We start from the raw sequence: 18449 nt of genomic DNA on the forward strand, positions 1-18449 counted from the left end.
ATCTTTCCGCAACAGGTAAACAGGTAGCAAGACATGCCGACACTCCATTTCCAGGTCGCCGGCGAGGGTGAACTCGTCCTCGACATCCAGCGCCTCATCATTGCAGGCTGGACCGGCCGCGACGCCGACGCCGTCAACCATCACATCCGCGAGCTCGAAGAGATCGGCGTCAAGCCGCCCTCGACCGTGCCCTGCTTCTACCCGCTGGCCGCCTCGCTGCTGACGACCGACACGCTGCTGGAAGTGCCGCGCGAGGATTCCTCCGGTGAAATCGAGTTCGTGCTGCTGGCCGGCAAGGACGCGATGTATATCGGCGTAGGCTCCGATCACACCGACCGCAAGGTCGAAGCCTACGACGTCACCGTCTCCAAGCAGATGTGCGCCAAGCCCCTGGGCACGGAAGTCTGGCGCTTCGCCGACGTGGCGGCGCACTGGGACCAGCTGCAGATGCGCTGCTGGCGCACCCGCGACGGCCAGCGCGAGCTGTACCAGGAGGGCCTGGTAACCCGCCTGCTCGACCCGCGCGACCTGATCCGGCGCCTGGCCGGCGCGGACAGCCTGCCCGCCGGCACCGCCATGTTCTGCGGCACGCAGGCCGTGATCGGCGAGCTGGGCAGCGGCGAAGCCTTCGAAGTGGAACTGCACGATCCGGTGCGCAAGCGCACGCTGCGCCATGCCTATCGCGTGGCATCCCTGGCGGTGGCCCCATGAGCGCCGCGCTGCCAACCATCGCCGCGCTCGCCGCCGACCTGGCTGCCGGACGCACCACCAGCGTGGTCCTGACCGAGCAGGCCCTGGCCCGCATCGACGCCCACCGCAACGCCGGCGGCGCCGCCTTCCTTGAGGCCGACGCCGCCGGCGCGCTGGCCGCCGCCCGCGCGGCCGACCAGTCCCGCACCGCCGGGCTGGTGGCATCGCCGCTGGCCGGTTTGCCGGTCTCCGTCAAGGACCTGTTCGACGTGCAAGGGCAGGTGACCCGGGCCGGCTCCAAGGCGCTTGCCGGCGCCCCCGCCAGCGCCGACGCGCCCGTGGTGGCACGCCTGCGCGCTGCCGGCGCCGTGCTGATCGGGCGCACCAATATGAGCGAATTCGCCTTCTCCGGGCTCGGCCTGAATCCGCACTACGGCACGCCGCGCACTCCGTTCGACGAAGCGCGCATCGCGGGTGGCTCCACCTCGGGTGGTGCGGTCAGCGTGGCACTCGGCATGGCGGTGGCAGCGCTAGGCACCGACACCGGCGGCTCGATCCGCATCCCCAGCGCCTTTTGCGGGCTGACCGGCTTCAAGCCTACCGCGCGCCGCGTGCCGCTGGCCGGTGCGGTGCCGCTGTCGACCTCGCTCGACTCCGCCGGTCCGCTGGCGCGCTCGGTCGCCTGCTGCGCGGCGTTCGATGCCATCGTCAGCGGCGAGACGCTGGACAGCCGGCCAGCGCCGCTGGCAGGGCTGCGTTTGCTGGTGACGCGCGACTTTGTCTGCGACGGCCTCGACGCCGAAGTCGCGCAGGCTTTCGAGGCGACGCTGGCGGCGCTGTCGCGGCTCGGCGCGCAGATCGTCCCCTTCGAATTTCCCGAGCTCAAGCGCCTGCCGCAGATCAATGCCGGCGGCGGCTTGACGGCGGCCGAAGCGTGGCACTGGCACAAGCCATTGCTGGCCGGGCGCGGCAGTGACTACGACCAGCGCGTAGCCATGCGCATCCGCCGCGGCGAGCAACTCGGCGCTGCCGACTACATCGAGCTGCTGGCCGAGCGCCGCGCCATGCAGGCGCACGCCGGAGAACTGCTGCGCGAGGCCGACGCCTGGTTGATGCCCACGGTCGCGGTACGGCCGCCGCGCCTGGATGCGCTGGAGACCGATGACGCCTTCTTCGCCACCAATGGCCTGGTGCTGCGCAACCCGAGCGTGATCAATTTCCTCGATGGCTGCGCGGTATCGCTGCCGTTGCCGGCGGCGGAGCGGGGCATCGGCCTGGGCGTCTGCGGCCTGCACGGCAACGACGCGCGCGTGCTGCAGGTGGCCGGCGCCATTGAAGCCGGGCTGCGGTAACGCAGGCGAAGCACCGAGGGCCGCGACCATGCAGCGCGGCCCCGCCAATCAACACCCAAGGAGTACCACCGATGTCTACCGTGATGACCGGCGCCCCTGGTGCCGTGGAGAGCGCACCCCACACCCCGGCCGAGCGCAACGAGGCCTACCGCAAGATCGCGGTACGGCTGATTCCCTTCCTCGTCTTCCTGTTCGTGCTGGCGTGGATCGACCGCGTCAACGTTGGCTTCGCCAAGCTGCAGATGCTGCAAGACCTGCAATTCAGCGAAGCCGTGTACGGTTTCGGCGCCGGCATCTTCTTCATCGGCTACTTCCTGTTCGAAGTGCCCAGCAACCTGCTGCTGGAAAAAATCGGCGCGCGCCGCACGCTGGCCCGCATCACCATCCTGTGGGGCTTCGCCTCCATGGCGATGATCTTCGTCAAGACGCCGATGCAGTTCTACGCCTTGCGATTCCTGCTCGGCATATTCGAAGCCGGCTTCTTCCCTGGCGTGGTGCTCTACCTGACCTACTGGTTCCCGGCCCAGCGCCGTGCGCGCATCAACGGCCTGTTCATGACCTCCTTCGCCATCGCCGGCGTGGTCGGTGGCCCGCTGGCGGGCTTCATCATGAGCAGCATGGAAGGCGTGGACGGCCTTGCCAACTGGCAATGGCTGTTCGTGATCGAAGGCATTCCCTCCGTACTCGCCGGCATTGCCGTACTGATGTACCTGCCGGAGAAGCCCATCAGCGCCAAATGGCTCACCGCCAGCCAACGCGACCTGGTCACCCGCGAGATCGAAGCCGAAAACCGCGACCCCGCCAAGCACTCCTCGCTGCGCGACGCCTTCGCCAACACCCGCGTATGGATCTGCGCCGCCATCTACTTCTGCGTGGTCAGCGGCAACGCCACCATCGCCTTCTGGTCGCCGTCCATCATCAAGGAGCTTGGCGTACAAGGGAATCTGCAGATCGGCCTGGTCTCCGCCATTCCCTTCATTGCAGGCACCATCGCCATGGTCTGGAACGGCATCCACTCCGACCGCACCGGCGAACGCCGCATGCACTGCGCGCTGGCCACCCTGATGGCCGCCGCGGGCCTGGTCCTGACCGGCATGTGGCTGCACAGCGCGGTACTGGCGCTGGTTGCCCTGACCATCGCCTCCGTCGGCATCCTGGCCGCCTTCCCCGTATTCTGGTCGCTGCCCTCCGCCTTCCTGGCCGGCACCGCCGCCGCCGGCGGCATTGCGCTGATCAACTCGATCGGCAACCTGGCGGGCTTTGTCGCGCCGTACATGATCGGCTGGTTCAAGACCAGCACCGGGCAGCTCTCGTCCGGCCTGTACTTCGTCGCCGCGCTGGAAGCCTGCGCCACAGTGCTGGTGCTGGCCTTCATCAAGGTGAAACGCTGATTTCCCGGTGCCGGACTGGTTGATTCCTGGAACGGCACAGGGGGAGGGGGCTGGATTCCCGGCGCGCTTTGCGCTAGAATCCGCTGCCTCGTTGCGCTGCATGCGCAAAGTGCGCCGGCAGCACAGGTAACACAAGCCAGGCGGGCAGTTCCAGCCGCCTGTTTGCTTTTGTGCCTGGCGATATCGCTCACGCTGCCCGCACGTTTGCCAGTCAACGAGCACAGCGGCCTCCCGCCCGGGATGTGCTGCAGGGACTGCGAGGGTGGCGAAATTGGTAGACGCACCAGGTTTAGGTCCTGACGCCAGCAATGGTGTAGGGGTTCGAGTCCCCTCCCTCGCACCAAAGTCTCTTTTGCATCACTTACACGCCTCGTTTCACCTCCCGCATTTCCGTATCACTTCAGCCCGCAAAGCTAAGCCACACAAGGCTTGGCAGGCGATTCGCAGCAATCGCCTCGTTGCACTCTGCACATTCCCATTTCACTTATAATCGGCACTCCGGCCCCATAACGGCCCCACGTTCGGCCCCACGAAATGGCACACTTTACGAAGTCCGCAACAGGATGGCGCGCGCAGGTGAAGGTGAAGGGCGTCCGCGATTCCCGCATGTTCGACACGAAGGCGGAGGCGCAGGCCTGGGCGGCCAAGCGCGAGACAGAAATGCGCTCGATCGAGTCGGGGATGGGAAGCAAGACCCACACGGTTGGCGATGTCCTGGACAAGTACCAAAAGGACGTCAGCCCGAAGAAGCGGGGCAGCCGGTGGGAGATCCTGCGGCTTGAGCTGATCGGCCGGAAGGAGATCGAGGGCAAGCTGTTCCGCGACATCCGGCTAATAGACCTCAAGCCCCAACACATCACGGCGTGGCGGGACGCCCGGGAGCGGGAGGTGGCAGGGGCCTCGGTATCCCGTGAGATGTCGCTGCTGTCGCACGCGTTGAAGGTGGCACGCGACGAGTGGGGCTTGCTGCTGACCGACCCGATGAAGACGGTAAGCCGGCCGCCGGACAGCCCGCCGCGGGAGCGACGCATCACGGACGCTGAGGCAGGGCTGATCGTCCAGTCGCTGGGGTTCCGAGAGGGGCTGCCGGTCGAGCTGCCGGTGCAGCGCGTGGCTGTCGCCTTCCTGTTCGCCATCGAGACTGCCATGCGATCTGGCGAAATATTGGGGCTCACCAGCATGACGGTCGACAAGGTGGCCAAGGTGGCGCATCTGCCGTTGACCAAGAACGGCGGCGCGCGCGACGTTCCCTTGTCCTTGCGGGCGATTGAACTGCTCGAACTGCTGCCGGCGGTTGATGCCGGCACGCCGTTGTTCAATCTGTCGGACAAGAGCAGGGATGCGCTTTTCCGGAAGGGGCGTGATCGGTCCGGCCTTAAGAACCTGACCTTCCACGATACCCGGCACGAGGCAATCACGCGCCTGGCGAAGAAGCTGCAGCCGCTGGCCTTGGCCCGGATGACCGGGCACACGGACCTGAATGAGCTGATGACCTACTACAACGAGTCGGCGTCGGACATTGCTGCCATACTTGGCTAGGGATGGAAGGCGGTGTTCTGACTCTTGGGGTCAGGCCCCACTGGGCTGCAAGCCGTAGGCAAGATGCGAGCATAATTTTTGGGGAGGCGCGACAGTGACTTGCGTAATGATTTGGCGTAACCGTGAATCTGATCAGGACGAATTTTGGGCCGCATCGGATACGAGAATCAGTAAATCAGAAACCGCCGTCTTCACTGACGAAGCCCCCAAAATCTTTTCTGTTGCCGTGCGATGTTTTAAGCCACCTGTCAGCGGGGGATTCTTTGACACTTTATGCTATGAGGGTTCAATAGGGCTCGCTTTTTCTGGATCCACGTTGATCGCGAATAGCACAGTGCTCGCCATTTCACCGCTTCTGGCTCGACTTTCAACTCAGGGTGGGTTACCTAGTTTGGAGGAGATTACGGCCTTCATCTCGAAGTTTCTGCAACGCTATACAGTGTCGGTCAACTGGACTTCGGTCAATGAAAAAACTGTGGCAGAAGTCGCGGTGTTCGGTCGCAGTCCGCGTGGCGGCGATCTAGAGGCATTCAAGATCCGGCCTCTTATAAGTGAAGGCCGATTTTCTCTTGTGATTGAGCGCTTCGACAGTCTTCCGGATGATGCCGTACTATATCTCGGCGATTACAAGGAGGAAATGCAAACTCTTGTGGCCGAGGCACGAAGAAGCTTGCCCCTGCGAGAATTGATCTGGTGGCGGAATCCTCGGCGTGTTTTGGAGGATGTTATCCAGCAAAGTCGATTCAATTCAATTGGCGGTGCTGTGCAACTCGCCATTACACGTGGTACGCACGTCGAGATTTTCATTTCGATTAACCCCCGCCGCAATGGTGAACCCTATAGCTCCCATACCTACCTGGGGGTCGAGCTTGACCAAATGATCGGCCCATGTTTCGTCGGCTTGCCCGGAATGACGTAGGCGCATCGCGAGTCACGAAACATCGGGCCGGTTTGGGGAGGCCCATCCACCATCTAGTCTTCTCTGCGAGGGCGCCCGACAACCTTGCCGCGGTGCCCCTCTGTCCAGGCGATCACTTCAGATGCCTTCCAGAGTGGCAGGCTCTTGCCCTTGTCCTTTTCGTCCTCGATGCCCGGCTTCTTCGCGCGTGCGGCCGGGAGGCGGATAGCCTTGGGAAAATCGGGCAGCGTGACGATGCGCTCACCCACGACGCGCGGCGAGCGCTGCAGGTAGGCGCCGATCATCTCCAGGTTCCACAATTGGACTGCCAGGGGCAGCGCAGGCTTTACCCGGGCGGCCACCGCGGCAGCCAGGCGCTCGATCAGGTCCGACTCACTCATGCTGTTCTCCAATCCGCCAAGCCCGGCGGGTTAATTCGATAATTCGTTGTACTGCTGCTTCCACTGCTTTCCTGGTTCTACTCATCACATGGGTAAATGCGTTTTACGCATGTAGTTGCTAGTCTGATGGTCCGTCAAGGCTAGGGGTAAAGGGCTGCGGCCGGACCTTCGCCGCGATGTACAAAGGGTGCTTCGGGCTGCCGTCCTGGTTCAGGCCGAGGTGATGGAGCAGGGCGCCGCGCCCGCACATGCGGATGATCCGCAGCACCTCCGCAGCGCGTGCCGGCGCCGCCTTGTGTGCACCCCAGGCGCAGATCACCAGCGAGCATCGGTCGATCGCGTCCATGATGGCGCACTCGTTGCGGTCAGGGCGGTCGCCCAGCGGCGCCGGGTGAGTCAGCAGGCCGTCCGGGTCCGTCGAGCGCAGCGGGAACAGGTTCACCACTTCCAGGCGCCCGTAGCGGACGGCAAGTGCGCGCTGCAGGCACCGGGTGATCGTCGGGTCGTTGACCTGGTGGTCGGCGGTCGACGGGTTGAGCATGATGAAGCCCAGGGCCGGGCGACTGCCATCCCACTCGCGCCAGAGGCGATAGCGGTACTGCTCGCAGTCGGAGATGATGGCGCCGGCTTCGCCGTCGATGGTCTGGGTGGTCAGGTGCTTCATGCTAGGATTCCTCGGAAACCACGGTGGAGACGGAAATGCCGAGCTATCTGTCCTATTACAAGGGCCACAAGATTCACGTACAGGTCTACACCCCGATTGGTGGGGCGACGTGGGCCGGCGAGATTGTCATTACTTCGAGCGAGGATGGCGTCGACGTTGGCCGGAGGTTCGTTCCGGCGTGGCGCAAAATGCCCGCAAGCGAGGAATCTGCCTATGGCGCCCTTCTTGACCTCGCTCATCGGGTAATTGAAGGGAAGAGCGATGGGGCCGAGGTTGGCAACGGGTAGGGTCATGACATCTGCAGCCCTGGTCATCGTGAGCCCCTTTCGTCGCTGAGGGGACCTTTACTCTCCGGGAATCCATCGTGCTGCACGCCGTCGAGGTGGCGGCCGGCGGTGGGGGTCGGCGCTGCGGGAGCGGCTCTCCAGTTCCCGCAGCCTTCGCGTACTCGCTGCGTATCGCCGCCACACACGCAAGCATCACCGGCAGCGCAATGACCCACTGTGGGCGCTCGGTGCGATGCGAGCATTCCGCGCATCTCGGCAATGACAACTTCGACGCCATCTGGATTCGAGATGCCAATCAACAAATCGATCCAGCGCTCCAGCCGCTCTGCGCTCTCAGTCATGACCCTCTCCTTTGGCGATTGCGGCTGCTGGTGGTGTGGCGCTCATGGCGACGTCGATGGCCTCACGCTCATCCATGCATTCATCGCACAGCCATACGGAGCACAGTTTTACGACAGTTCTGACCGGCAGGCTTGTCAGGTCTTGGTCGAACCCATCGTCTTTGTAGCAGTTGGTGCAGATCATTTCGGCATCTCCTGCGGCTGCTCTGCGGCAAGGAAGGCGCGGGCCAGCGCCAGCATGTTGGATGGCGTATTGGTGCTGCATACCAGCCATTCCATGCGGCCGGTCTGCTTGATGACCCACCCGTGCTTATCCGCAATCTCCATGATCGCCTCATCCGTCAGCGCCTTGGCGCTCGGTTGCGCCGCCACAAGGACATCGAACAGCTTCTGATACTCGGCATCTTCCGAAGAAAGGCCTGCGATGGTGCAGATACGGTGCAGCAGATCGGCTGGCTTGTTGCTGGTCGTCAGCATCTTGCAACCGCAACTGATCAGGCAGTCACATTGCTTAGGCATGGCTGCACTCCTTATGCTGCGGCTGCCGCACAAACACCGCGTGCGGACCGTTCTCGGTGTCATAGATGGCCAAGCAGAACCAGCCCTTACCGGCCGGAGGTCGAGGCGTCCATCCGGAGAAGTCGCCGGCACTGTGGTCGCTCTGGTATCGGTCCAGGGCATCCGAGGTGAGCTCGTCCTCGTCCATGGCAACGGGCTTGGCTTCTAGCCCATTGGCATAGGCAAACCAATCGAGCCGGAAGCCGTCTCCCATTTTCTCGGGCAGGGCCGGATGGTAGAAGTAGCCCTGGATGCCACGCACGACCGGCACCGGCTCAATCTGTGTGCGCACCGCGCCGGCAGCGCGGATGATTCGGGTGGCCAGATGGTGCAGATGCTCGGTGCGCAGGCGCACGCTCTGGCGGCCTTCGGGAATGCCACCGGCATTGGTGGCCATGGTGAGAAGGTCAAGGTGTTCCATGTCAGGCCTCCTCGGCGGCAGGCTCAACGAGCAACTCGTCCAGGGTCTGGCCGTTCGCGAGCGCGGCCTTCACCCATGCCGGTTGTTTGCCGCGGCCACTCCAGGTGTTGCCGGCCCCGTCTCGATACCGCACAGGGTGAAGGCGTACCACCGGCTCGCGCGGCGGCGGGCTCGGCTCTTCGGCAGCCTCCCCACCAGGCTCGGAGCCGGACGCGTCGGCGGGCTCCCGGCAAGGCTCTTGGGCGGCCGCTGCGCCTGGTTGACGCAGAACAGCCGGCAGCCAGCGGCGGCCCTCCAGGTACTGCTCGGCCGCGCCGATCATGGCGTCCTTTTTCATGGTGCTGATGCTGGCGGCGGCCTCATCACTAACCGCCTCGCGGACGGCTTCCATCCGTCGAGATTTGGGTACGCTGGCCAGGTAGGAGCCGGCCGTGGGCTGCCACCAGTCAGCCATGTCAAGGTCGACGGCGGCCGCGAGCTGGTTCGCGTGCCCATGCACTGCCGAGTCTTCACGTGTGGCCTGCGTATCGATGGTATGGGCGACACACACGGCCAGCAGGTCGAGCTGGTCGGCCTGGCTCAGCGCCTGCAGCCAGACGAACAGATCCTGGTCCTCCCCCGGAAGGCGATCCTCCCAGCGGGCGATGCTGGCCTCCATGCTTTGCCAGGCAGGGGAGGCCACCAGATCGTCGGCCGCGCGCTGGATGATGCCGCGTTGATCGCTTGCCTGGATCTTCGCCAGCGAGTGGTACCGCCAGCGGTAATCCAGCTTCGTGAACACTTGCGTCACCAGAGCGTGAAGCAGGACCGCCAGGGCGACGGCCGGCGATCCGGCGACCAGCGCCTGCAGTGCGCCAGTGCGGTGGGCGGTGAGCTTTGCCGTCAGGCTTTCGGAAATCGGTCGCTCGGTCGGTTCTTCCGGCGCGCCGCCCTGGCCGGTGCCCTGGTTCTCTCCATCGTCATCGCTGGCGCGCAGGTCCTTGCCCTTCGCCTTGCCCTTGGTTGGCTTGATGAGGCCGCGGTGGATCTGCAGCTCGCCGTCGTGCGTAATCGTGACGATGACGCCAGCCTTCGTTTTCTGGCGGTCGGTGTACGTCGCGGTGCTAGCTTCGATGGCCTCAATCAACGCTTCGACCTGACCCAGTTCGTTGAGCAGTTCCTCGTCTTCCACGTCCAGGCGTTCGTTGCGTTCGTCCAACTCGGTGGCGCGAGCTTTGAGCGTCGCTAGCTCGGCGCTTTCCTCGTCGGTGAGGGCGCGCTTCTTGGCCTGGCTCTTCCCGTACTCCGCCTCATCGCTGTAATTGAAACTGTCCTGCGCTTCCACCCATGCCCAACCCTCGGCACTCACGGCCTCGACCGACTCGCCAAGCTTCTCCTGTGCGAGGCGCTTCAGCAGCTCGCCATCGCCAATGAAGCCGCCGCCGTCGCTGAACAGATCCCGCAGCACTGGGCCGCCCGCGTCCTCATATGCGTCGAGGCCGACAAACCGTGCCAGGCGGTTGGTCTTGGCATTGATGGCACCAGGCATGGCTAGGTCGGCACGCAGTTTCGCTGGCGTCTGTTCCCACGGTTGCAGGTCCTTGACGCGCTTCCAGACGCGCTCCTGTGCGGCATGATCGTCGGTGATGGCCAGTGCCATCAACTGGTCGAGGCTCATCTCGTCGTCGCGGTAGGACTGCACCAGGGTGGGCGACACGTTGGCCAGCTTCAGGCGACGCTGCACGACCAGCGGCGTCACGCCGAAGCGCGCGGCGATTTCCTCGGTGGTGCTGCCGCCGTCGACCATATCGCGGAAGGCATCGAATTCATCGGCCGGATGCATCGCCTCGTGCATGTTGGCGGCGATACTGATTTCCTCGGCATTGGTGGGGGCTTCGAGCTTGCACAAGACTTCATGCGTCTTGGGTAAGTCACCGCGAGCCATCAGCATGTGAATGGCTTCAAGGCGGCCACGGCCATCGACTACCTCATGCGATGGCGCATTTTTCTTGCGGCTGACATGCTCGATCACGGACAGATTCTTGATCAAGCCGTGCGCGAGTATCGAGGCAGCAAGCTGGTTGATCTTGGTGTGGCGGCGCCTACGGCGATTGCGCGGCGAGACGATGAGGTTGGCGGCCTGGATGTAAAGAAGTTCGCCGGGTTGGGCTTGGGGCATGGTGGCTCCAGTGGGTTAGTCAGCAAGGGCCACGCCGGCCTGGTGCATCTGGCACCGGACGATGGCGTTGGCAGTGGTGAAAGTGTCGAGACGGGTTCGACCGATCGCGGCCTCGATGTAGGGCGCCGCGGTGCGCAGCGTCTGCGCGTCGAGTTGGGTTACCGTGAGCACGCCGATGCGCGCCCAGCGATAGCACACTGCCGCCATAGCCAGCTGCGCGGAGCGGACCTGGATGTCATAGTCCGCAATCCCCTGCGCCTGCATGGCGTAGCCGATAACGTCGATGGTGCGCAGCAGGCGGTTGTAGGCAAGAGGGGTGGGGTTGCCGATGAAACCTGCCAGGTCGGCGTAGAACGTGAGTTCTACATGCTTGCGGTTGTGCGGCATCATCGGGATGCGTGGGCGCCGTGGTGCATTCACGATACGGCTCCTACAAAAGACTCGTCGCCAATGACCGTATCGAGCTTGTCGTACAGCTGGAAGAGGCTACCGTCGTTGTGGATCTCGAGGTCAGTTTCCCGCAGGCGCACGCCGGCCGCGCTGATCAGTGAGCCGGGTTCGTCCGATGTGCGGACTAGGCGAACGATGAACCCTCCGTGATCGCGGATGATTGCCGCCTCGACATTCGAGCGGATCTCTTTTACGACTACGTCAATGCCTGCTTCCTGCAAGCCATTAAGCGTCTGATCCCACGACGGGCATTGCGTCTGCGCGAACGCAACCGCAACGAATTTGTGGGCAGAAACAATGTAGTCGGCGGCAGTGTCCTTGCCGGCGCCTGCCGGGCCGGTGAGTCCTATCAACATGGGTTCTCCTCAGTCGAGGTCGTTGGCTGAAAGTTGTTTCCAGTCGGGGCCAGTGGGGCCGTGCTGGCGGCGTGCGGGGTGAGGCTGGTGCGGCAGTCGGCGGCGGTGTTCCGCCAGAGTGAGAGCGAGGCTGTCCCGGATGTAGTCGATGCGAATCTGCTCTTCGACGTATGCAGGATCGCTTGGGCCGTTCAAGCGAATGAACTCGGCCCGCGCTTGCGCGTTGGAGATATCCCAGCCGGGGCGGCGTCGCGCGGCCATGTCAGATCAACGGCGCGATGCCGCCGGCCAGGCCGAAGCCGATCAGCAGCAGGACCATGCCCTGGATGGGGTGACGGCTAAAGTAGCCGTTGGCGAGGCGGTGGACGAAGGACTCAGGCATGGCCAGCCTCCGCATTACGCTTTGCGTCCTCGGTTTCCCTGGCCTTATCAAGGTCGATGTAGGCCCAGCAGAAAGCTTCTAGCGCAGCGCGGACAAGCACTGTCGATGCAGGGTAGACGTCAAAGTCGTCGACGCGCACCACCTGAATTTCGATGGTTGCGCCTTCCGCCTGAGTCCACCGTGGCTCCCCAGCTTCATGGTCCCAGAACGGGTGCAGCCTGAAGTCGACGCGGAGGGGCAATTCCAGGCTAATGCCAAAAGGGCTAGCGAACGTCGAACTCTCGCGGACGAAAAAGGGCCGCGGGTAGGTGTAGTACGTCCGGCAGAAGTCGGGGTCCTCGCGCCGGCTACGCTTGATGGGGTGCTGATTCTGATACGCAAGACCGGCGTCTCCATCGAAATCACAAATCTCATCGTGGAGGTTATGCTGCCCGCCGAAGTCGTCAATGATGACCCAGGGTGTTGGCCTAGTGACGCCGTTCCGGTGATCGAGTTTCATGGCCGGCCTCACGCGCTGCGGGTTGCGTTGACGCGGGGCGCTGCCTGCTCATCGAGATCGACGGCGCAGGCGTGGGCTGCGAAGGCGGCGGCTACCAGGGCGAGGTAGGCGATGCTTTTCATCCAGCGAGATTTGCTCACGGTTCGCTTCTCCTGACAGTTAAGTAAGTTGAAGCTTACGAACTGTTAGGCGATGTGTCAACTATGCCTAACGTTTGGACGAAAAAAATCCCGCGGATGCGGGATCAGTGTTGCTGGTTGGACTCTTGAGGTTTTAGATGTGTTCGCTCTGCTTATGAACGACCCGGCCTATAACAAAGGTCCGTTCTGTGAAAGGTTTATCTCGGTACCGTGGGTCGCGATTGTCTGACGATGCAGTCCATACACCGCTTGTCTGAAAAAGCCTCTTTACAACGTCCTCACCTTCGAAGTTCAGGGCGAAAACATCGCCCTCGCGCGGACTTATGTCGGCTGTGTTGACCACAACCCAGTCGCCGTCATAGAGCCCCGGCTCCATGCTGGCACCGGCAACCTTTATTGCCAGAAGCTTCTCCGGCTTGTAGCCACGGGACTCAAACCACCGGCGAGAAAAGAAGATCGGGGCATACTCGCCATTGATGGGCTCGATCGTGTATCCGCTGATTCCCGCGGACAGTCGCAACTGGACCCGGGTGATCGGCAGGTAGTCTGGATTATCTGCCATCGAGTGCATAGTGTGCGCGGTTGGCTTTTCTGGTCCGGTACCGGCTGCAATCCATATGGCGGAAAATCCACTCTCGGCTTCGATTCGAGAGGCCACCTCCGGTTTCATGCTCACGGTGTCGCCGTTGAGCCAGGCGGCGACAGACGCCCGAGATACACCGGCCCGCCTTGCCAGTTCTGCTGGCTTCCAGCCGGTAGTTGCGAGCACCTTTCCGACGCGATCAGACAATTTTTTCATGGCGTTAGACTAGCCGAACATCAGCTAGGTGTACTTGACGTTGTTGTAAGGTTCAACTAGCATGGCCGGCATGGATACTGACAAGCCTATTCTTGCTGACCTCCGCCCGATCTTGCATGCGCTGCTTGAGCGCGGCATATCGCAGGCGCAGATTGCCCGGCACCTATCGCTTTCCCGTGCATCCGTCTGCGAAGCGGCGAGGGCCTCCACGAGGCCTTGGATGCCCGCTTGGGATACTGGGCAGAAGTTGCTTGCCCTCTATGGCGATCAGTTGCTTGCCGGGCAACCCGATGACGCAACCCAAATCAACCCAGCGTGAATCACCCATGATCAAGTCCCTATACGCCCGCTTCGTGCTGTTCCTGATCGGGCCGGCGATTGCCGAGCACAGCCGCCAGCGGCAGGAGGCGACTCGGATAGAAAGTGAGCGCTGGAAAGCGGTTGGCTATCCAGGCGGCACCTGGCAAGCCCACGGGGCGCTCAGCCAGTACTGGAAGGAGCGCGGTTGTCCTGGCGGTCTTAAAGAGGCCGAGCGCCGCGGGCTTACAGGGCCGGATGGGAAGGCGATCGAGAGTTGATGTCTTCCACGGCTTCCATCAGGCGCTTTGCCTCGTCGGCTTTGCCCACATTGATGAGGTCTCTGTTGCTCATGAGCGCGAAGTCATTGAATGCTTGCCCAGCCTTGCCAGCGGCCCCATCGGGCAGGCTGTCGATGAGTGCGATAGCGAAAATCTGTAGTGCTGCAACTTGAGCCTGCAGATTCTTGATTGTGTCTTCCATGCGTACCCCTTTGGTGGTTGGTTGAGAAGGTTAGAGAGCTCGAATTATCCGCGATTGCGGGTGCGCACCAATAAGAAGTGGAGGGTATTCCCTCCCAAGGTTGGGGTTCGATGGATCCCATTGCAGTCTCCGGGGCAGTTCGATTGACTGCATCGTATCGGCGGGTGGGTTCCGCCGCATTCTTTGATTCTTGAACGGGATGGAATGGCCATGAATGGCAGAGAATTCCTCATTCAGCGGGAGCCGCTACTTACCGCAACATTGCGCAACGCGTGCCGCGATGCGGACAAGCGCCGCGCTCTCTGCGATGCAACTGGTTGGGATGAAACCATGCCCAACAAGGTCGCAAACGGGGCCGGGGTGACCTTGGAGAAGATCAACGCCATGCTGGACTCTTTGGGCCTGGTGGTGACCACGAAGGGCTACATGGATTACCTGGCGCGCGGGAACGAAATCGGCTCGTCTTGTGAGTGCGCTCGCCTGAGTATGGGTGCCTGTGGGCGCCAGTTGACGGGGCTCGTTTGACAATTCAGTTTGGCAACGATCTGCGGCAAGCCGGCTGGGCAATATACGGATGCCGATCCGCGCGGTGGAACGCATTGCAGCAACAGCCTAACCGCCTGCAGAAGCTCCTACGCGGGCGGCCGTCGTTTCCATCCCTCGCTCGAAGTACTTTCCACGGCCGCCATCGCGCGGCCATCCCTGTTTTTTCGCTATGGACTATCCAATTCAATCCATCGATGACATTCAGTGCGCCGGCGGCGCCATTGCGCGCGCTGGTGGCCAGCGATCTGCCAATCCTTACTCGAGCGGCACGACACATCACCATGCCTGGGACCTTGGCTATATCGCAGCTAAGCTGACCAGCTGGGTAGAGCGGGGCGAGAACGCGCAATGAAGACGCCGCCTTCTATCAAGCTTACCGGTGCTGAACTGACCGCGCTCGCCGGCGCTGGCGCGGATGCCGTCAACGTCTATGTCATGGGCATCCGTCCGCGCATGGATTTCCGCACAGGTGTGGTGGGCCGCACCGTGGCGATCTCTTACCAGGCTATCAAGGAATGGACCGAGCGCCATGCTCGCCAGGGCGTTCGCTTCTTCGCATATAGCCGTGACCAGATCCGGCGCATCGTGGATCAACTGGTCAATCTTGGGCTGGTGCGCAAGGAGGGTGGCCATCGTGAGCTCGTATTGCGTTGCGTGCTCGCCGATACGGATAACTGCGCGCAAAAAAAAGCCGCCAAGGGTCCGCCCTACCTCGCAGATCCCGGTCAAGCCAGTCCTGGCAAGGGAAAACAGGCTCCAGCAAAAACACCCCGAACGCCGAAAGCCGCCCCACATCCGGAGTCCGGATTAAAAACCTCTCCCCCTACCCCCTCTCGCCTGCAGCGAGAGGAGGATGGAAAGGCAATCGACCCTCCCGCACCTGCAGTGCGAGAGGACGATAAAACCCAAGGCGACGAAACACCCGGCGCGACGGAAGCGCAGCGGCTCTCAGAGGAACGCCACGGGCTGGCACAGCACGGTGGGGAAAAGCTGAAATCAGAGAAGGGGGCGCAGTCCATCGTTCGGTGGCAGGCGCATCTGGCGTGGCCAGTAGGTCTGGAGGACCGCCAGCGGGCCTACCTTGCACGAAGACTGCGCCCGCTGGGCGCGAAGCTCGGCCAGCGCGTTTTAGACGAATGGAGGGGCGAATGTACGGCCGGTGGCATCAAGGCGCCGTGGCGATACCTCAGCTGGCTGATCACGCAGGCGCAGTTGCCCAACTGGGAGCCGGTCCACGCCGACGAGGTGGCCAGGAAGCGCGAGTTAGTGTGGCTGAATCAGGCCGCTCATGAGGCGGCGCACCAGGCCAAGGTGGCACACATTCCGGCGCAGCCGCTGCCGCGCGGGCAGTGGAAGGCAATGGTCGCGCCGCCGCCGAGCCGGCGCGGCGATTGGGGGAAATGATGGTGGTACATGCAGCGCTGCCGCAGGGCAGCGGCATGGGTCGATTGGACGGCAAATCAGGGGATGGATGGCATGCAGCAGATTGACGTGCGGGAAAAGATGGCGGTGGCAATGAATGCACGTGGGCAGCTCGCTGACGCGGGCGTCAATTCGGAGACAATGCTTGGGGCGCTGGCGGCAGCCGACGAACTGGGTGCATTGCTTTGGCGCATGAGCTATGGTGATGCCATGACCAGCGACAGCATGACGCGGGCCGTATTGCTGCTGGCCAAGCGTGTGCGCACCGCGCTCAAGCCGGGGCGCGGTGGTCGTGGCATGCGTGATCGTCGGCCAGCGCAGACCGAGGATGGCGATGTGTTCACGCGTCTGGCGCGCCGGGCCATTGCGGAATGGGTGGGGCAGCGCTGCGATGTGTGTCATGGCCGGGTGGTTGGGTCGACGCCGGACCCTGGCCACCCGCTCGGAATGCGTGTGTACTCCTGCGCGGTATGCGGTGGCTCGGGCCTGCAGCACTATCGTCGACGCAGGCTGGCCGGAGCAAGGTCAGCACCGGGTGCGTGGGCACAGTGCCATGACGCGGTACGGGCGCATGCGCTGGGTCTGCCGCTCGACACCTACCGGCAGCACTGGGCCGCACGCCTGATGGCGGCGCTGGCGCTGCTCGATGCGTGCGATGGCGATACGAGGCAGCGCATGCGGGGCCAACTCCGGGTCCTTGCAAAATAAAAAAAGCGCGACTATCATCCAACCCATCGCTGGCACCGCGCGTTAGTCGTGCAATCCCGTGCCCCGGACATATCAAAAAAGCAAGAAGAGCTGGGGCGATTTGTGTGGGAGGGCATTCGCCCTGATTTTTTGAATACCCAAAGCCTCGAGTGCGAAAGCCTCGGGGTTTTTTCATTTCCGCGCCTGCCGCAGCATCCCGTTGCAGTTGTCTCCTTGGCCCGCCGAAAGCGGGCCTTTCTCCTTGGGCCGGTGCGTGCGCGCTGGCCCAACTCTTTTCTGGGACCGCTATGCGTAAATCCATCGTCCGAGTGTTCATGTGGCTCACGGGTAAGACCGAGGAAGAGCTTGCCCTTGCCTGGACCGTTCACTACTTCTTGACCCGCTCTCGTCTCCGCGCCTACTGGCGCACCCTGGTGCACTGATGCCGCCGCGCCCACCGTCCATCTGTCGCCACCCGAGCTGCGGCATCACGATTGCCAAGCCGGGCTACTGCGATGCGCATGCCCGGCCCTCCGGCGGCTGGCGCAGCGATGCCGAGCGCGGGACTCGGCAGGAGCGGGGCTACGGCAGTGAGTGGGAGCAGACGCGGAAGCGGATTCTTCGGCGTGCCGCTGGTCTGTGCGAGTGCGCCGAGTGCAAGGCCCTGGGTCGTATCCGTGTGGCCAAGGAAGTAGACCACATCATCCCTAAGGCTCGGGGCGGCACGGATGACGATGACAACCTGCAGGCGATCAATCGTGATTGTCACAAGGCGAAGACGTTGCGCGAGCGGGGCGCAGCACCAGTCGCCGAGGCTGGCGCGGTGACGGGTCGATGGGTCGGCGGCGCGTGGGTGATGCCGGGCCGCCGGCGGTGAGCGGCCGGGGGTGGGAGTGCGCGCCCCCGGCAGGCAGGGGGGGGTGAAAAGTCCAGGGCCGACCCGGCGCCGGACCGTGCATTCAGGCTCGTTTTATCGACGGGCCATTTTCAGAGAGGGGGGGGGTCGACGTATCCGCCTCGTACAGCCCAGAAAAGCAAGCCGATTGGCGTTTTTGGTGGGCGCAGCGAATAGGAGCCGTGTATGGGTCATGAAGACGCCGATACGCCGGTCGCCGGAGGCGGGGAAGCCATTGGTCCGGTGGGTGCCGGTGGTAAGGAAATCCGATCTCCCGCGCCGCCGCCTGGCGCGCAACTCTCGCCGCGGGAGCGGAAGGTGTGGGACTACATCTGTGCGGTGCTTCGTGATGAAGGGTTGCCGCATCGGACCGGTGGCATTGCCATCACCATCATCTGCAAGACGTTCGTCCAGTACATCCAGACGGAACTCGAGCTGCAGAACTTCATCGCTGGCAACAGCGGATCGATTCTGCAGAAGTCGCCGAAAAGCGATTACAGCCAGCCGCATCCGCTGTACTACGCCGCGCGTGACATCAAACAGGAGTTGCTCAAATGGTTGCCGGAGGCATGCTTGAGCCTGCCATCGGCCGTGATGGCGAAGGCGAAGATGGGCGAGGAGGGCAAGCAGGACGACCTGTTCGGCGATCTTCTGGCCCACGCGCAAAGCGAACGGAGCGCCGCGAGCGGGCGCGCCGCACCAAGAAGCACGTCGACCGTCTGACGCCGCCGGCCGCCGAGCTGCGAGAGTGGGATACGGCCTATGGCCTGCCCGTACTGCGCGGCGAGGTGGT

The 18449-nt window shown here is 63.2% G+C and carries 27 protein-coding genes and 1 tRNA gene; 14 read left to right on the forward strand and 14 right to left on the reverse strand.

Translation table 11 applies throughout. The annotated features are described in order from the left end of the window. Positions 1 to 33: 33 nt before the first annotated feature. The 6 genes from AC3FOF_RS08995 to AC3FOF_RS09020 all read left to right on the forward strand — a co-directional run bounded on the left by AC3FOF_RS08995 (position 34) and on the right by AC3FOF_RS09020 (position 5891). Complete coding sequence (locus AC3FOF_RS08995) at positions 34 to 711, forward strand: DUF2848 domain-containing protein (RefSeq protein WP_276263754.1); 678 nt, start codon at positions 34 to 36, stop codon at positions 709 to 711. Then, positions 708 to 2042 (forward strand): amidase, encoded by a 1335-nt coding sequence (locus tag AC3FOF_RS09000; protein WP_488726374.1) that lies wholly within the window; start codon positions 708 to 710, stop codon positions 2040 to 2042. The genes AC3FOF_RS08995 and AC3FOF_RS09000 overlap by 4 nt, the downstream gene beginning before the upstream one ends. A gap of 83 nt (positions 2043 to 2125) precedes the next feature. Next, the gene (locus AC3FOF_RS09005) at positions 2126 to 3433 is read left to right on the forward strand and encodes an MFS transporter (RefSeq protein ID WP_488726474.1); all 1308 of its coding nucleotides are present in this window, start codon (positions 2126 to 2128) and stop codon (positions 3431 to 3433) included. Positions 3434 to 3689: 256 nt separating this feature from the next. Further along, positions 3690 to 3776 (forward strand) — tRNA-Leu (locus AC3FOF_RS09010). A gap of 263 nt (positions 3777 to 4039) precedes the next feature. Further along, complete coding sequence (locus AC3FOF_RS09015) at positions 4040 to 4972, forward strand: site-specific integrase (protein ID WP_488726375.1); 933 nt, start codon at positions 4040 to 4042, stop codon at positions 4970 to 4972. A 106-nt stretch (positions 4973 to 5078) separates the two neighbouring features. Further along, a complete protein-coding gene (locus AC3FOF_RS09020; RefSeq protein WP_488726376.1) occupies positions 5079 to 5891 on the forward strand; it encodes a hypothetical protein in 813 nt (270 codons plus the stop codon). 53 nt (positions 5892 to 5944) lie between these two features. On the opposite strand, the gene AC3FOF_RS09025 is transcribed toward AC3FOF_RS09020, so the two are convergent. Both AC3FOF_RS09025 and AC3FOF_RS09030 read right to left on the reverse strand, forming a co-directional pair. Further along, positions 5945 to 6271: a hypothetical protein gene (locus AC3FOF_RS09025; protein WP_488726377.1), complete on the reverse strand. Its 327-nt coding sequence runs from the start codon at positions 6269 to 6271 to the stop codon at positions 5945 to 5947. A gap of 118 nt (positions 6272 to 6389) precedes the next feature. Continuing rightward, positions 6390 to 6935 (reverse strand): DUF1643 domain-containing protein, encoded by a 546-nt coding sequence (locus tag AC3FOF_RS09030; RefSeq protein ID WP_488726378.1) that lies wholly within the window; start codon positions 6933 to 6935, stop codon positions 6390 to 6392. Between the two features lie 35 nt (positions 6936 to 6970). Between AC3FOF_RS09030 and AC3FOF_RS09035 the strand changes: the two genes are divergently transcribed. After that, positions 6971 to 7222, forward strand: coding sequence for a hypothetical protein (locus AC3FOF_RS09035; RefSeq protein WP_488726379.1), 252 nt, complete (start codon positions 6971 to 6973; stop codon positions 7220 to 7222). A gap of 23 nt (positions 7223 to 7245) precedes the next feature. Here the strand turns inward: AC3FOF_RS09035 and AC3FOF_RS09040 are convergent, their stop codons facing one another. From AC3FOF_RS09040 to AC3FOF_RS09090, 11 genes are all read right to left on the reverse strand, one after another. After that, positions 7246 to 7563 carry a hypothetical protein gene (locus AC3FOF_RS09040; protein WP_488726380.1) on the reverse strand — a complete coding sequence of 106 codons (318 nt, stop codon included), beginning with the start codon at positions 7561 to 7563 and terminating at the stop codon, positions 7246 to 7248. Beyond that, positions 7556 to 7747 (reverse strand): hypothetical protein, encoded by a 192-nt coding sequence (locus AC3FOF_RS09045; protein WP_488726381.1) that lies wholly within the window; start codon positions 7745 to 7747, stop codon positions 7556 to 7558. The genes AC3FOF_RS09040 and AC3FOF_RS09045 overlap by 8 nt, the downstream gene beginning before the upstream one ends. Beyond that, the gene (locus AC3FOF_RS09050; protein ID WP_488726382.1) at positions 7744 to 8040 is read right to left on the reverse strand and encodes a hypothetical protein; all 297 of its coding nucleotides are present in this window, start codon (positions 8038 to 8040) and stop codon (positions 7744 to 7746) included. Before AC3FOF_RS09050 ends, AC3FOF_RS09045 begins: the two co-directional genes overlap by 4 nt. 34 nt (positions 8041 to 8074) lie before the next feature. Further along, on the reverse strand, positions 8075 to 8542 hold the full coding sequence (locus AC3FOF_RS09055; RefSeq protein ID WP_488726383.1) for a hypothetical protein: 468 nt from the start codon (positions 8540 to 8542) through the stop codon (positions 8075 to 8077). 1 nt (position 8543) lies between these two features. Next, positions 8544 to 10700, reverse strand: a complete 2157-nt coding sequence (locus AC3FOF_RS09060) for an H-NS family nucleoid-associated regulatory protein (RefSeq protein ID WP_488726384.1) — start codon at positions 10698 to 10700, stop codon at positions 8544 to 8546. A 15-nt stretch (positions 10701 to 10715) separates the two neighbouring features. Next, entirely contained in the window at positions 10716 to 11120 is a 405-nt protein-coding gene (locus AC3FOF_RS09065; RefSeq protein WP_488726385.1) for a hypothetical protein, read from the reverse strand. Further along, positions 11117 to 11506, reverse strand: a complete 390-nt coding sequence (locus tag AC3FOF_RS09070; RefSeq protein WP_488726386.1) for a hypothetical protein — start codon at positions 11504 to 11506, stop codon at positions 11117 to 11119. The genes AC3FOF_RS09065 and AC3FOF_RS09070 overlap by 4 nt, the downstream gene beginning before the upstream one ends. Positions 11507 to 11515: 9 nt before the next feature. Then, positions 11516 to 11767: a hypothetical protein gene (locus tag AC3FOF_RS09075; RefSeq protein ID WP_488726387.1), complete on the reverse strand. Its 252-nt coding sequence runs from the start codon at positions 11765 to 11767 to the stop codon at positions 11516 to 11518. A gap of 113 nt (positions 11768 to 11880) precedes the next feature. Beyond that, positions 11881 to 12387, reverse strand: a complete 507-nt coding sequence (locus AC3FOF_RS09080; protein ID WP_488726388.1) for a hypothetical protein — start codon at positions 12385 to 12387, stop codon at positions 11881 to 11883. Positions 12388 to 12395: 8 nt separating this feature from the next. Beyond that, the gene (locus AC3FOF_RS09085; protein ID WP_488726389.1) at positions 12396 to 12527 is read right to left on the reverse strand and encodes a hypothetical protein; all 132 of its coding nucleotides are present in this window, start codon (positions 12525 to 12527) and stop codon (positions 12396 to 12398) included. Positions 12528 to 12660: 133 nt separating this feature from the next. Then, positions 12661 to 13326, reverse strand: a complete 666-nt coding sequence (locus tag AC3FOF_RS09090) for a S24 family peptidase (protein WP_488726390.1) — start codon at positions 13324 to 13326, stop codon at positions 12661 to 12663. Between the two features lie 70 nt (positions 13327 to 13396). Between AC3FOF_RS09090 and AC3FOF_RS09095 the strand changes: the two genes are divergently transcribed. Both AC3FOF_RS09095 and AC3FOF_RS09100 read left to right on the forward strand, forming a co-directional pair. After that, positions 13397 to 13645, forward strand: a complete 249-nt coding sequence (locus AC3FOF_RS09095; RefSeq protein ID WP_488726391.1) for a hypothetical protein — start codon at positions 13397 to 13399, stop codon at positions 13643 to 13645. A 7-nt stretch (positions 13646 to 13652) separates the two neighbouring features. Further along, positions 13653 to 13904, forward strand: coding sequence for a hypothetical protein (locus AC3FOF_RS09100; RefSeq protein WP_488726392.1), 252 nt, complete (start codon positions 13653 to 13655; stop codon positions 13902 to 13904). Here the strand turns inward: AC3FOF_RS09100 and AC3FOF_RS09105 are convergent. Continuing rightward, complete coding sequence (locus AC3FOF_RS09105; protein WP_488726393.1) at positions 13870 to 14106, reverse strand: hypothetical protein; 237 nt, start codon at positions 14104 to 14106, stop codon at positions 13870 to 13872. The two genes, AC3FOF_RS09100 and AC3FOF_RS09105, sit on opposite strands and share 35 nt — an antisense overlap. Positions 14107 to 14316: 210 nt before the next feature. Between AC3FOF_RS09105 and AC3FOF_RS09110 the strand changes: the two genes are divergently transcribed. The 5 genes from AC3FOF_RS09110 to AC3FOF_RS09130 all read left to right on the forward strand — a co-directional run bounded on the left by AC3FOF_RS09110 (position 14317) and on the right by AC3FOF_RS09130 (position 18379). Beyond that, entirely contained in the window at positions 14317 to 14631 is a 315-nt protein-coding gene (locus AC3FOF_RS09110; RefSeq protein ID WP_488726394.1) for a DNA-binding protein, read from the forward strand. 369 nt (positions 14632 to 15000) lie between these two features. Then, positions 15001 to 16056 (forward strand): hypothetical protein, encoded by a 1056-nt coding sequence (locus AC3FOF_RS09115; protein WP_488726395.1) that lies wholly within the window; start codon positions 15001 to 15003, stop codon positions 16054 to 16056. Between the two features lie 72 nt (positions 16057 to 16128). After that, positions 16129 to 16782, forward strand: coding sequence for a hypothetical protein (locus tag AC3FOF_RS09120; RefSeq protein ID WP_488726396.1), 654 nt, complete (start codon positions 16129 to 16131; stop codon positions 16780 to 16782). 421 nt (positions 16783 to 17203) lie between these two features. Continuing rightward, the gene (locus AC3FOF_RS09125; RefSeq protein ID WP_488726397.1) at positions 17204 to 17638 is read left to right on the forward strand and encodes an HNH endonuclease; all 435 of its coding nucleotides are present in this window, start codon (positions 17204 to 17206) and stop codon (positions 17636 to 17638) included. Between the two features lie 204 nt (positions 17639 to 17842). Beyond that, positions 17843 to 18379 carry a hypothetical protein gene (locus AC3FOF_RS09130; protein ID WP_488726398.1) on the forward strand — a complete coding sequence of 179 codons (537 nt, stop codon included), beginning with the start codon at positions 17843 to 17845 and terminating at the stop codon, positions 18377 to 18379. Positions 18380 to 18449: the final 70 nt, after the last annotated feature.

The sequence above is a fragment of the Cupriavidus sp. 96C5-1 genome, from assembly GCF_057798855.1.

Excerpts from the sequence above, each read along its gene's own strand:
- AC3FOF_RS08995 (WP_276263754.1), top strand. The coding sequence starts at position 34 with ATGCCGACACTCCATTTCCAGGTCGCCGGCGAGGGTGAACTCGTCCTC.
- AC3FOF_RS09000 (WP_488726374.1), top strand. The coding sequence starts at position 708 with ATGAGCGCCGCGCTGCCAACCATCGCCGCGCTCGCCGCCGACCTGGCT.
- AC3FOF_RS09005 (WP_488726474.1), top strand. The coding sequence starts at position 2,126 with ATGACCGGCGCCCCTGGTGCCGTGGAGAGCGCACCCCACACCCCGGCC.
- AC3FOF_RS09015 (WP_488726375.1), top strand. The coding sequence starts at position 4,040 with ATGTTCGACACGAAGGCGGAGGCGCAGGCCTGGGCGGCCAAGCGCGAG.
- AC3FOF_RS09020 (WP_488726376.1), top strand. The coding sequence starts at position 5,079 with ATGATTTGGCGTAACCGTGAATCTGATCAGGACGAATTTTGGGCCGCA.
- AC3FOF_RS09025 (WP_488726377.1), bottom strand. The coding sequence starts at position 6,271 with ATGAGTGAGTCGGACCTGATCGAGCGCCTGGCTGCCGCGGTGGCCGCC.
- AC3FOF_RS09030 (WP_488726378.1), bottom strand. The coding sequence starts at position 6,935 with ATGAAGCACCTGACCACCCAGACCATCGACGGCGAAGCCGGCGCCATC.
- AC3FOF_RS09035 (WP_488726379.1), top strand. The coding sequence starts at position 6,971 with ATGCCGAGCTATCTGTCCTATTACAAGGGCCACAAGATTCACGTACAG.
- AC3FOF_RS09040 (WP_488726380.1), bottom strand. The coding sequence starts at position 7,563 with ATGACTGAGAGCGCAGAGCGGCTGGAGCGCTGGATCGATTTGTTGATT.
- AC3FOF_RS09045 (WP_488726381.1), bottom strand. The coding sequence starts at position 7,747 with ATGATCTGCACCAACTGCTACAAAGACGATGGGTTCGACCAAGACCTG.
- AC3FOF_RS09050 (WP_488726382.1), bottom strand. The coding sequence starts at position 8,040 with ATGCTGACGACCAGCAACAAGCCAGCCGATCTGCTGCACCGTATCTGC.
- AC3FOF_RS09055 (WP_488726383.1), bottom strand. The coding sequence starts at position 8,542 with ATGGAACACCTTGACCTTCTCACCATGGCCACCAATGCCGGTGGCATT.
- AC3FOF_RS09060 (WP_488726384.1), bottom strand. The coding sequence starts at position 10,700 with ATGCCCCAAGCCCAACCCGGCGAACTTCTTTACATCCAGGCCGCCAAC.
- AC3FOF_RS09070 (WP_488726386.1), bottom strand. The coding sequence starts at position 11,506 with ATGTTGATAGGACTCACCGGCCCGGCAGGCGCCGGCAAGGACACTGCC.
- AC3FOF_RS09075 (WP_488726387.1), bottom strand. The coding sequence starts at position 11,767 with ATGGCCGCGCGACGCCGCCCCGGCTGGGATATCTCCAACGCGCAAGCG.
- AC3FOF_RS09080 (WP_488726388.1), bottom strand. The coding sequence starts at position 12,387 with ATGAAACTCGATCACCGGAACGGCGTCACTAGGCCAACACCCTGGGTC.
- AC3FOF_RS09090 (WP_488726390.1), bottom strand. The coding sequence starts at position 13,326 with ATGAAAAAATTGTCTGATCGCGTCGGAAAGGTGCTCGCAACTACCGGC.
- AC3FOF_RS09095 (WP_488726391.1), top strand. The coding sequence starts at position 13,397 with ATGGATACTGACAAGCCTATTCTTGCTGACCTCCGCCCGATCTTGCAT.
- AC3FOF_RS09100 (WP_488726392.1), top strand. The coding sequence starts at position 13,653 with ATGATCAAGTCCCTATACGCCCGCTTCGTGCTGTTCCTGATCGGGCCG.
- AC3FOF_RS09105 (WP_488726393.1), bottom strand. The coding sequence starts at position 14,106 with ATGGAAGACACAATCAAGAATCTGCAGGCTCAAGTTGCAGCACTACAG.
- AC3FOF_RS09110 (WP_488726394.1), top strand. The coding sequence starts at position 14,317 with ATGAATGGCAGAGAATTCCTCATTCAGCGGGAGCCGCTACTTACCGCA.
- AC3FOF_RS09115 (WP_488726395.1), top strand. The coding sequence starts at position 15,001 with ATGAAGACGCCGCCTTCTATCAAGCTTACCGGTGCTGAACTGACCGCG.
- AC3FOF_RS09120 (WP_488726396.1), top strand. The coding sequence starts at position 16,129 with ATGCAGCAGATTGACGTGCGGGAAAAGATGGCGGTGGCAATGAATGCA.
- AC3FOF_RS09125 (WP_488726397.1), top strand. The coding sequence starts at position 17,204 with ATGCCGCCGCGCCCACCGTCCATCTGTCGCCACCCGAGCTGCGGCATC.
- AC3FOF_RS09130 (WP_488726398.1), top strand. The coding sequence starts at position 17,843 with ATGGGTCATGAAGACGCCGATACGCCGGTCGCCGGAGGCGGGGAAGCC.